Annotated in this window: 7 protein-coding genes and 1 pseudogene; 4 read left to right on the plus strand and 4 right to left on the minus strand. The window is 71.0% G+C overall.

Annotation, left to right across the window (positions count from 1 at the left end):
- Positions 1–149: 149 nt before the first annotated feature.
- From IE294_RS39365 to IE294_RS39375, 3 genes and pseudogenes are all read left to right on the plus strand, one after another.
- A pseudogene (locus IE294_RS39365) lies at positions 150–1,082 on the plus strand (ABC transporter ATP-binding protein); the annotation flags it as partial.
- 167 nt (positions 1,083–1,249) lie between these two features.
- On the plus strand, positions 1,250–2,653 hold the full coding sequence (locus IE294_RS39370; protein ID WP_189894191.1) for an ABC transporter permease: 1,404 nt from the start codon (positions 1,250–1,252) through the stop codon (positions 2,651–2,653).
- 53 nt (positions 2,654–2,706) lie between these two features.
- Positions 2,707–5,457 carry a bifunctional YncE/alkaline phosphatase family protein gene (locus tag IE294_RS39375; protein WP_189894192.1) on the plus strand — a complete coding sequence of 917 codons (2,751 nt, stop codon included), beginning with the start codon at positions 2,707–2,709 and terminating at the stop codon, positions 5,455–5,457.
- A gap of 339 nt (positions 5,458–5,796) precedes the next feature.
- On the opposite strand, the gene IE294_RS39380 is transcribed toward IE294_RS39375, so the two are convergent.
- From IE294_RS39380 to IE294_RS39395, 3 genes are all read right to left on the minus strand, one after another.
- Positions 5,797–6,066 (minus strand): hypothetical protein, encoded by a 270-nt coding sequence (locus IE294_RS39380; RefSeq protein ID WP_189894193.1) that lies wholly within the window; start codon positions 6,064–6,066, stop codon positions 5,797–5,799.
- A gap of 104 nt (positions 6,067–6,170) precedes the next feature.
- Positions 6,171–6,914 (minus strand): SDR family NAD(P)-dependent oxidoreductase, encoded by a 744-nt coding sequence (locus tag IE294_RS39385; RefSeq protein WP_229917789.1) that lies wholly within the window; start codon positions 6,912–6,914, stop codon positions 6,171–6,173.
- 940 nt (positions 6,915–7,854) lie between these two features.
- The gene (locus IE294_RS39395) at positions 7,855–8,862 is read right to left on the minus strand and encodes a hypothetical protein (protein WP_189894194.1); all 1,008 of its coding nucleotides are present in this window, start codon (positions 8,860–8,862) and stop codon (positions 7,855–7,857) included.
- Positions 8,863–9,157: 295 nt separating this feature from the next.
- On the opposite strand from IE294_RS39395, the gene IE294_RS39400 reads away from it, so the two are divergent.
- Positions 9,158–9,994, plus strand: coding sequence for an alpha/beta fold hydrolase (locus IE294_RS39400; RefSeq protein ID WP_189894195.1), 837 nt, complete (start codon positions 9,158–9,160; stop codon positions 9,992–9,994).
- Positions 9,995–10,177: 183 nt separating this feature from the next.
- On the opposite strand, the gene IE294_RS39405 is transcribed toward IE294_RS39400, so the two are convergent.
- Complete coding sequence (locus tag IE294_RS39405; protein ID WP_189894216.1) at positions 10,178–11,428, minus strand: MFS transporter; 1,251 nt, start codon at positions 11,426–11,428, stop codon at positions 10,178–10,180.
- Positions 11,429–11,507 lie beyond the last annotated feature (79 nt).

Raw genomic sequence — 11,507 nt, forward strand, 5'->3', positions numbered from 1 at the left:
CAGACCGCCCAAAGGGGACGACCGCAGGCGCTCCGGACGCCAGTTGACTCGTGTTTGGCTTTCCGTTCCCTGAGCGTTCAACCGGGGAACGCTGTCGGTGTCGTGTGGGCTTCCTAGGGTCCATGAGGCTTTTCCGAAAGAAGGGGCTCATGGACTCACAGTTCGCGATCCGGGCGCGCGGCATCACCAAGTGCTTCGGTGATGTCGTCGCGCTCGACGGCGTCGATCTGGAGGTGGCGCGGGGACGGATCCACGGCCTGGTCGGACCCAACGGGGCCGGCAAGACGACGCTGCTCGGCCTCCTTCTCGGCCTCGCCGTGGCCGACAGCGGCAGCCTGGAGATCCTCGGCACGCCGGTGGGCCGCGCCTTCGAGGCCCCCGGCGGCGTCTCCGGCTTCGTGGACGGCCCGGGGCTGTACCCCTCGCTCACCGCCCGGCAGAACCTCGCCGCGCTCGCCGCTCTGCGCGGCGACGACACGCGGGCGGCGGGGATCGACGACGCCCTCGACCAGGTCGGGCTCACGGACGTCGCCGACGAGCGCACCCGCGGCTTCTCCCTGGGCATGCGGCAACGGCTCGGCCTCGCCGCGGCCCTGCTCACCCGGCCGCGGCTGCTCATCCTGGACGAGCCCTCCAACGGCCTCGACCCGGCCGGGAAGAAGCACGTCCACGGTGTCCTCACCCGGCTCGCCCGGGAGGGCACGAGCGTCGTGCTCTCCAGCCACCGGATGGACGACCTGGAGGCCCTGTGCTCCGAGGTCACCATCCTCGCCACCGGACGGATCGTCTTTTCCGGGCCGCTGGGCAAACTGGCCGCCGAACACCGTGAACTCGACTACCGGCTGGTCACGTCCGACCCGGAGCGCGCACGCCGGCTGGCCGCCGGTGCGCCGGGAATCCGCCTGGCCGACGACACCGCGGGACGCCGGGGCGGAGAAGCGCTCGTGCTGCGCGCGCTGGTGCCCGCCCTCGACGACCTGGTGGTGCGGCTCGTCCACGAGGGCATCGCCCTGCGCGAACTCGCCCCGGTCGTCTCCCCGTTGGAGGCGGCGTTCCTGGCCCTGACCGAGCAGCAGAAGTCCGACGCCCCGCAGATGTCCGACGTTCCGCAGCAGGTCGACGTCGACGCCCGGCAGATGTCCGAAGTTCGGCAGCAGGTCGACGTCGACGCCTCGCAGATGTCCGACGCCCCGCAGCAGGACGACGCCGACGCCCCGCAGATGTCCGACGCCCAGCAGGAGACCGGTCGATGACCGCCACCGCAAGCCCGACCGGGACCACGTCCCCGGCCCCCGACGCACCCCCTGCGCACACCACCGCGCCAGGCCGTGTCACGGTTGCCCGGAGCTACCGCTTCGAAGTCGTCAAGCTCCTCTCCCAGTGGCGGATCCGCCTGCTGCTCCTCGCCTGCTGGATCGCGCCGGCGCTCTTCGTGGCCGGGGTGAGCGCGCAGAGCACGCTGCCCACGGACACCCTCTTCGGCCGCTGGATGCACGCCACCGGATGGGCCGGCCCCCTGGTGACGCTCGGCTTCGCCGGCACCTGGGCGCTCCCGCTGCTCACCTCCGTCGTCGCCGGCGATGTGTTCGCCTCCGAGGACCGGCTCGGCACCTGGCGCCACCTCCTCGTCGCCGTCCGCTCGCCCCGGCGGATCTTCGCCGCGAAGGCACTGGCCGGCCTCACCGTCATCCTGCTGCTCGTGGCCGGGCTGGCCGTCTCCAGCACGGTCGGCGGGCTGGCGGCCGTCGGCAACCAGCCGCTCGTCGGCCTCGACGGCCACCTGCTCACGCCGGGGGACGCCGCCGGCACGGTCCTGTCCGCCTGGGCCGGTGTACTCGCCCCCACCCTGGCCCTCGCCGGGATCGGCCTGCTCGGGTCGGTGGTACTGGGGCGCTCCCCGATGGGGCTGCTGCTGCCCGCCCTCGTCGCGCTGGCGATGCAGCTCGCCCAGATGCTGCCGCTCCCCGTCGCCGTACGACTCGCCCTGCCCGGCGACGCCTTCCTCACCTGGAACGGCCTGTTCACCAGCCCGGCGCAGCTCACCCCGCTCCTGATCGGCATCGTTGTCAGTCTCCTGTGGGCCGCTACGGCGACGGTGCTGGCCTATGTCCTCTTCCTGCGCCGCGACTTCACCAACCCCACCGACGACGGCTCGGCGCGCCGCGCGGTCACCACGGCCGCCCTGCCGCTCGTCGGGCTGCTCGGCGTGACGGTCGCGGTCGTGGCGGCGACGACCACGGCCACGGGCTCCGGCATCGAGCAGGCCAAGGTGCAGCGCTCGCTCGCCACGGAGTTCGCCCACCTGTACCGCCTTCAGACCGAGCAGCTCCACCGGCCCGCCGTCACCGAGGCGCAGTTGAGGACCTCGGCGGCGTGCACCAAGGCCGGTGTCCAGGACGGCGCCCAGGGGCCGGGCAACGACTGGCGGTGCGTCGTCTCCTGGCACCTGCCGGGCGTCGCGGCCACCGGGTCGGCCGTCTACCAGCTCGACATCACCGCGGACGGGCGGTTCGTCGCCGACGGCGACGGACCGAAGGAAGTGAACGGCTACTTCGTGGTGCGGACCTCCGCCGGAGACGCACCGAACCCGCTGTGGCAGTTCGACGGCAACGTCGACCTGCTCTCCGCTTCCCCGGACTCCCGGACCCCCTGAACTCTTCCTCTCCGGCCACCCCCCAACTCCTCCGATTCCCCAAGGAATGACACATGCAGATAACACGCCGCCGTCGGCAGGCCGAGAAGAAGTACTACGACCTGCTGGGCAGACGTGTCAGCCGCCGGGCCGCCCTGGTCACGGCATGCATCACCACGGCCGCCCTGGCCACCGGCACCGCCGTCGCCGAAACCCGCCAGTTCGGCACCGAGCAGGTCGGCCAGGTCACCGACAAGGGCCAGGTCGTCTCCGCCGACCAGTACATCGCCCCGTACGGTGACCGCCTCGTCATCAACGACGGCAAGATCATGTCGTCGACGGTCAGCCCGGACGGCAGCCACCTCGTCGCCTCGGTCACCGACGGCGACGCCTCGCTGGTCGTCGTCGACCTCGCGACGGGGCAGATCAAGCAGCGCGTCGGCACCAACGCCGCCGACGACCTGCGCATCAGCAGCAACGCCGTGGGCCAGGAAGGCCCGACGTACTCGCCCGACGGCAAGCAGCTGTGGCTTGGCCAGCTCGACGGCTACACCAAGTTCACCGTGAACGCGGACGGCACCCTCGCCAACCCGGTGGCCGTCAAGATCCCGGCCGACGGCAGCAAGCAGGCCCTGGCCGCCGCGGCCGTGTTCTCGGCCGACGGCTCCACCGTGTACGCGGCGGTCAACGGCCAGAACCGGGTGGTCGCGATCGACGCGGCGACCGGAACCGTCAAGCAGAGCTGGACGGTGGGCAACGCCCCGCGCGGCATGGCCCGCGTCGGCGACAAGCTCTACGTCAGCAACGAGGGCGGCCGGCCCGCGAAGGCCGGCGAGTCCACGCTCAACTCCTACGGCACCCAGGTGCCGGCCGACCCGAAGACCGGCGCCACCACCACCGGCACGGTCAGCGTCATCGACCTGGCCGACCCGTCCGCCGCCGTCGGCACCATCGACGTCGGCCTGCACCCGACCGCCGTGTACGCCCAGCGCGGCGCGGTGTTCGTCACCAACACCGCCGACAACAACGTGTCGGTCATCAACACCGCCAAGGACAAGGTCGTCCAGACCATCTCCACCCAGCCGTGGCCGGAGGCCTCGGTCGGCTACGAGCCCGACGCGGTGACCCTCACCGACGACGGCCACCTGCTGGTGACGCTCGGCCGCGCCAACGCCGTCGCCGTCTACCGCTACACCTCCGCGCAGGAGCCGGTCAGCTACATCGGCCTGCTCCCGACGGACTACTTCCCCGCCGAGATCACCACCGTGGGCAAGAAGGTCGTCGTCTCCAACACCCGCGGCATCGACGCGCGCCGGCCCGCAAGCGCCGGCCACGGCACCCACGACACGACCTCCAGCCTGACGCAGTTCACCCTGCCCAGCGACCGGGTCATCCGCTCCCAGACCGCCAAGGTCTTCCAGCAGAACGGCTGGAGTGCCGACTCCGTCCGGCTGGCCAAGGGCAACGGCAACGGCAAGGCGCAGCCGGTCCCGACGCGGATCGGCGACCCCTCGACGATCAAGCACGTCTTCCTGATCGTCAAGGAGAACCGCACCTACGACCAGGTCCTCGGTGACGTCCCCGAGGGCAACGGCGACCCGTCGCTGACGCAGTTCGGCGAGAACGTGACGCCGAACCAGCACGCGCTGGCCGAGCAGTTCGGGCTGTACGACAACACCTACGACATCGGCACCAACTCCGCCGAGGGCCACAACTGGCTCATGCAGGCCGACAACCCCGAGTACACCGAGTCCTCGGCCGGCGAGTACAAGCGCAGCTACGACACCGAGGACGACGCCCTCGGCCACCAGAAGACCGGCTTCCTGTGGTCGGGCGCGCAGGCGGCCGGCAAGTCCGTGCGGAACTTCGGCGAGTTCCAGCAGTTCCTGACGAAGCCGTCCGGCGCGAGCTGGCAGAACCTGTACTGCGACGCCAAGAACATGGACGCGACCGGCCAGGCCACCGCGTACCCGCTGAACTCGTCCTCGCCGATCCCGTCGCTCAACAGCGTCTCGGTGCCCGGCTTCCCGAAGTTCGACACCAGCGTGCCGGACATGTACCGGTACGAGATCTGGAAGCAGGACTTCGAGAAGAACGGCCCGGCGAACCTCAACATGTTCTGGCTCTCCAGCGACCACACCGGTGGTCCGGCGAGCCCGGCCGCCCAGGTCGCCGACAACGACCTCGCCACCGGCAAGATCATCGACAAGATCTCGCACAGCAAGTACTGGAAGGACTCGGCGATCTTCGTCGTCGAGGACGACTCCCAGGCCGGCCTGGACCACGTCGACGGCCACCGCGCCCCGGTCCAGATCATCAGCCCCTGGGCCCAGCACGGCACGGTCGACAGCCGCTACTACTCGCAGATCACGATGATCCGCACCATCGAGCAGATCCTCGGGATCCACCCGATGAACCAGAAGGACAGCGCGGCCACCCCCATGCGGGGCGCGTTCACCCGGCACCCCGACTACACGCCGTTCACCGCCCTGCCCAACCGCACCTCCCTGACCGACGGTGTGAAGACCCCGCCGGCCTGCGGCGTGGACACCCCGGCCCCGCAGGACCCCAAGGCCGCGGCCGTGCCGTCGGCGAAGGTGCCGGCCGACAAGAAGTCCCTCGCCGCCGCGTGGGACGCCTGGAAGTCCAAGCAGCACCTGACCGGCACCCACGCCATCCCCGACTACGCCAACCCGGCCCAGATGAACCACCTCACCTGGTACCAGACCCACAACTGGGCGCGCCCGTACCCCGGCGAGAAGAAGATCTACGCCCCGAACGACGTGCCCGGCGCCTACATCCCGTCGGCGGAGTCCGACGGCTGACCGTCCGACGGCTGCCCGTCTGACGGCTGACCGTCCGGCGGCTGGGACACGCTGAACCGGCAAGGACCCCTGCCAGGCCGACCGCCCGGCAGGGGTCCTTCCCTTGGGGCCGTGGCCGGCCCGGACTCGTGGGGTGCCGTCGGGGAGCGTGGCGAAGAGGACGTCGGCCCGGCGCCGGGCAGGCGATGCGGGGCCCGGGTGCGGTGCCGGAGCGGGCGGACGTCTCTCCACGTCAGGGCCACCACCCGGCACGACACCGTCGTCATCCGTTGGGCCATCGACCACCCTCGGGTGCGGCGCCGTGTGTCCCGAGCCGGCTGCCGGCCTGATCCGCTCGCGTCAGGGGCGGGCCATGCTCACGCGCTTGAGCGCGCCGATGGCACGTACGGGCCCGCTCCCGGCGTCCAGCGCGTCGGCGTGGCCGGGCAGCGCCGGAACCACCTTCCCGGCCAGGGCCCTTCCGGTCATCGCGGAGGCCCGCCCCTGGTGCAGCGAGCGCAGCCGCGCCTCGGCCGCGCTCAGCGCGGTGGCTCCTTCCGCGTGCGCCAGAACGGCGTGGAGCGTGAACCCGGTCTCCTGCTCGCTCACCAGCCCGGCGGCGCGCGGCACTTCGGTACGCGCGCCGTCCCTTCGCGAGTGCCATGTTCCGCAAGCGAACCGCGTCGCGGCGTCGACTCAGTAGCAGATCGGCCCCTTGACACCACCGCTCGTGATCACCGTGTCGCCGTTGACCGCCACGCTGAGCGGGCTGGCCCAGGAAGGCGATCACGGATGCCACCTCGTGCGGTTCGACGATCCGGCCGGTGGAGACGGTCGCGGCGACCCGTTCCTCCAGCTCCGCTGGACTCCGCCCGGTGGCGGGTCGCCTGCTTGGCCAGGTTGTCCAGCCAGGTACGGGTCCGCGTGGCGCCGGGCCGCACGGAGACCACGTTGACGTCGTGCGGCCCGAGTTCGTCCGCCAGGTTCTTCGTCGTGGCGACGACGGCGGCGTTGCGCACCGAGCCGGTCACCGACCCGCTCCGCCGCGCCGCCAGCCCGCTGACGTTGATGATCCTGCCCCAGCCCCGCTCGGTCATGGCGGGCGCGAAGGCACGTACGCAGCGCAGGTAGCCACGGACCTTGACGTTGATCTCGGCTTCCAGGGCGTCATCCGGGAGCGCCCCGGGGTTGGTGGTGGCCGCGTTGTTCACCAGGATGTCCACGCCACCGAGCCGCTCCCGCACCTCCCGGGCCATCTCCGCCACCGAAGTGTCGTCCCCGGTGTCGGCCGGGACCGCGATGACCTCGGCGCCGGTCTCCTCGCGCAGGAGGGCGGCCTGTTCCTCGGCATGGCCTGCGGACCGGGCGATGAGGGCGACCGAGGCGCCTTCCGCGGCCAGGACCCGGGCGACCGCGAGACCGATGCCCCGGCTTGCGCCGGTGACCACCGCGCGCCGGCCGGCGAGATGCGGATCCACGACTTCTCCCGTGCTCTCGACGAGGTGTGTCTCAGTTGGCGGGTACATGTACGTCGACGACCGCTGTGTTTCGATCGCCCGGCCGCCAAAGACACACCTCAGAACATGTCCAGGCTCATACGTATCTCTCATACTCGGAGGGATTCCCTGATGGCCGACACCCGCGCAGGCCGGCGACCGGGCTCCGGGCGCCCTGCTGCGCACGCGTCCCCGCCTACCTCAGGGTGTTCACGGTTCCCCCATGCACGGCCCATCGGTATGGCCGATTTCCCCTGCTCGACAGTCATCAACGGATCCTCAATGGGGCATCCAAGCCGTATACGCACCTGTGACGTGCTTCGAGGTGGTTACAGGTCCGATTCGACCATAGGGAGGTAACCATGCGTGGTCGACTCACGCTCAGCAGCATGGCGTTGAGCGTCAGCCTCCTGGCCGGCGCTGGGGCTGCCACTCGTGCCCAATGCGAGGCGGCCGGCCAGGGCTTCCCCCATCACGTGTGCAAGCAGTCGACGACGACTACGAACTGGCACCTCTGGATCTGCGACTAGAGCCAGTCTCTTCGGCCATCGGGTGACTCGTGGTGTGGCTGGTCGGTCTGCTGCGATGACGGACGGCGAGCTGATCGGCCGGAACCTGGACGCGTGGTCGGACGAAGATCGCACGGGAAGAGAAGGGTGCGGCGGTGGTCGGCCCGCCGCCGTCCACGGACCGGATCGGCCGGCATCAGCGGCCCGATCCGGTCCCACACCGCATCAGTGATCCCTAACCGGACAGACGCATCCCATCAACTGGCCAACCGCTCAAAGAGACACGCTCTGGTCGAGGGCCGGGGGCCGGTGAAAGGGCGGCGGACACACAGGCCTGGGCCCCTCCTCGTCGCCTCCGTGCCGACAAGGTCCGTCCGCCTCACCACATGGGGCCCGGGCTGGGGAGCCCTCCCTCAGAACTCGTCCTCCGGGAAGTCCTGGTCGAGGCCGCTCGTGTCGATGTCGGAGCCGTCCACCGGCGGCCCGCCGAGGAAGCCGTTCACGAGGTCGGCCAGGTCGAGCTTCGTGGCGCCGGCCGGAGCGGTGGGCCTGGTGCCCTCGCTCATCCGCAGCGTCAGGCCCAGCTTCTTGACCTTGGCGGTCTCGGCCAGCTTGGCGAGGTCCACGTCCACCTGGGACAGCTCGCCGTTCTTGAGGGTGAAGTCCGCCGTCACCTTGGCGTTGGGCGCGTCCTTCAGGTCCTTGTCCGTCGGCAGCTCCATGCCCGGCGGCAGGTCCTTCGTCAGCGGCCTCAGCTCGCCGAACAGCTCGGTGACCAGCGTGCGGAAGGGCGCCGTCGCGGTGACGTGCTCGGTGCCGTCGCCGCCGCCGGCCGTCTTGAAGCGCACCTCGCGGGCGACGACCTCGCGCAGCGCCTTCATCAGCTTCTGCTGCGTCTTGGCGTCGAGGGACGGCACGGGCGCGGGACCGCCCCCGGCCTCGTGGTCCCCACCGCCGGCCTTGTCCATCTCCTTGGTGCTGAACTTCACCCACTTGCCCTCAAGGACGGCCTTGAACGCCCCGGCCTCCGGCGGCAGGTCGTCGGCGGACGGCACCGGGCTGCCCGACATCCTGCCCATGGCGTCCATGTCGACGCGGGCGTAGACGTAGTCGCCGATCACCCGGTACTCGGCGAGGTCGCCGTCGGGGGTGCTGACCTTCACGGCCGTGCCGACGAGGTCCTTCTCGCCGGACTCGGCGAGCGGCTTCTTCGACTCCACGGTCACCGTGATCTTCGCGCCGCTGATCAGGTCGGCGGCCTCGTCCGGGATCTCCTCACCGGGCGCGGGGTCGGACTTGGCGTCCAGCGCCTTCAGGGTCGCGGCGTCGGTGTCCACGTCGAGCTCGAAGGAGAGCCTGTTCTTCTTGCCCAGCTCCTCGAAGGCCCGGTCGAGCTTCTTGCCGGCGGACAGCTGCTCCACCGTTCCGCAGGCGGCGGAGCCCGCGAGGACGGCACCGACGACGGCGGTGGCGGTCAGGGTCTTGCGTATGGCGTTGATGATGGTCTCCTCGTTGCTCCGATCACAGGGTGATCACTCAGAAGACTCACAACCCGCACACAGGGTTGTACGGCTGGTGCGGTTCCGTCCGGCCACGGCGACCGCGGACCGTCCTGGCACCGACAGGCAAAAACCAGTGCGCTCGCCGACAACAGGCGGTGGCACCCACCGCCCTAGCATGAGCGCGCCAGTCACTTCCAGCGAAGGATACGAGAGCGTGCCGTACATCACCGTGGGCCAGGAGAACTCCACCAGCATCGACCTGTATTACGAGGACCACGGCACCGGGCAGCCCGTCGTCCTCATCCACGGCTTCCCGCTCGACGGCCACTCCTGGGAGCGGCAGAGCGCCGTACTGCTGGAGGCCGGCTACCGCGTGATCACGTACGACCGCCGGGGCTTCGGGCAGTCCAGCCAGCCCACGACCGGGTACGACTACGACACCTTCGCGGCCGACCTGAACACCGTGATGGAGACGCTCGACCTGCGGGACGCCGTTCTGGTCGGCTTCTCCATGGGCACCGGAGAGGTCGCCCGGTACGTGTCCGCCTACGGCTCCGCCCGGGTCTCCAAGGTCGCCTTCCTGGCCTCGCTGGAGCCCTGCCTGCTCAAGAGCGACGACAACCCCGACGGGGTCGCCCCGAAGGAGTTCTTCGACGGCGTCGTCGCGGCCGTCAAGGCGGACCGCTACGCCTACTACACGGACTTCTACAAGGACTTCTACAACCTGGACGAGAACCTCGGCACCCGGATCAGCGAGGAAGCCGTGCGCAACAGCTGGAACGTCGCGGCGGGCGGCGGGTTCTTCGCCGCCGCCGCCGCGCCGTCCACCTGGTACACCGACTTCCGCGCCGACATCCCGGCCATCGACGTGCCGGCCCTGATCCTGCACGGTACCGGCGACCGGATCCTGCCCGTCGAGGGCACCGCGCGGCACTTCCACAAGGCGCTGCCGTCCGCCGACTACGTGGAGATCGAGGGCGCCCCGCACGGCCTGCTGTGGACGCACGCCGAGGAGGTCAACACCGCGCTGCTCGCCTTCCTGGGGAAGTGAGGGCGAAGGACCGCCCGTTGAGGTGCCGGCCGACGAACACGCCGCGGCCGGCACCCTCCGGGGTGTGGTGGTCACGGGTGTACCTGCCGGTCGAGCACACCGTTGGCGCCCGGTGCGACGGGCCACGGCGGCGACCGTGTCACCGCGGCGCGGAAGCTGCTCGGTGACCTCGCGGCCGACGCGTCACGCGGACGTCACCACAGCCTCCCGCGGGCCCGGGAGCGTTCGCCCCAGGCGGGCGAGGGGGGACAGGGCCATCAGCGCCGGTGACAGCAGCATGCCTGCCGCCGTCACCAGGAGGCTGGTGCGCGTCCCCCACACTTCCGCGAGGAATCCGCCGAGCAGCGAGCCGAGCGGAGTCACCCCCATGCCGACGAAGTTGATCGTCGCGGCCACGCGGCCTTGCATCCCGTCCGGGGCGACGGTCTGCCGGACGGCCATGACCGTGACGTTCACCAACTGGCCGGCGGCCCCGAAGACGAAGCCGACCGCGAGGAGCGCGGGAACCGTCACCGCCGGGGTGCCGTGCAGTGCGGGTACGCACAGGAACACGCCGTCGCCGAGTGCCGCCGCGGACACGAGCACAGCGCCGTGCCCGAAGCGGCCCGGCAGGCGGGCGGCCAGCAGCGAGCCCAGGAGCGCGCCCGGCCCCGTCGCCGCGAGTGCCAGTCCGACGGCGGTGCCGGACAGGTGCAGGTCCCTCGGGAGGAACAGCAGGTAGAGGGTCATCGCAGCCGCGAAGAAGAACTGGAACGCGGCTGATGCCAGGCACACGGTCCGCAGCAACGTGTCACCGTCGACGAAGCGGAGGCCCTCATGGATGCGCCGCCAGACCCGAGCAGGGCGTTCCGGGCGGTCCGGGAGGGATTCGCGGCGACCGATCCGTCGGATCGACAGGAACGACAGCGCGAAGAACAGCGCGCCGGAGGCGGCGGCGATCGGCGCCGACAGCACGGACACCAACGCACCGCCGAGTGCGGGACCGCCGGTCTGCGCGGCGGACCGACTGCCCTCAAGTGCGCTGTTGCCGGGCACCAACTGATCGCGCTCCACCAGTCGTACCAGGGACGCCTGGTAGGCGACGTCGAAGAACACGGACAGCGCCCCGACGGCGAAGGCCACCACGAGCAGCGCCGGCAGGCCGAGCCCGCCGAGGAGGCCGGCCACGGCGGCGGCGCCCAGTGCCAGGGCCCGGCCGGCGTCCGCCAGCACCATCACCGTACGGGTCCGCCACCTGTCCACCCACGCGCCGGCGAAGAGCGACAGCAGCAGGATCGGCGCCTGCCCCACCGCGCGCAGGGCGCCCAACTGGCCGGCACCGGCGCGCAGCGTCAGGACGGCGAAGAGCGGCAGCACCACCAGACTCGCGTGTTCGCCCAGTTGGGAGGCCGTCTGGCCCGCCCAGAGCCGGCGGAAGTCATGGTCCCGCCACACGCTGGACGGAACAGACCGGTCGGAATCGGGCACAGGGATCCCCCGGATGGAAGTGTGCTGTGCCGCGCGGGAAGGGCAG

It is taken from the genome of Streptomyces canarius (assembly GCF_014650735.1).
Lineage (GTDB): Bacteria > Actinomycetota > Actinomycetes > Streptomycetales > Streptomycetaceae > Streptomyces > Streptomyces olivaceoviridis.

Excerpts from the sequence above, each read along its gene's own strand:
- IE294_RS39375 (WP_189894192.1), top strand. The coding sequence starts at position 2,707 with ATGCAGATAACACGCCGCCGTCGGCAGGCCGAGAAGAAGTACTACGAC.
- IE294_RS39370 (WP_189894191.1), top strand. The coding sequence starts at position 1,250 with ATGACCGCCACCGCAAGCCCGACCGGGACCACGTCCCCGGCCCCCGAC.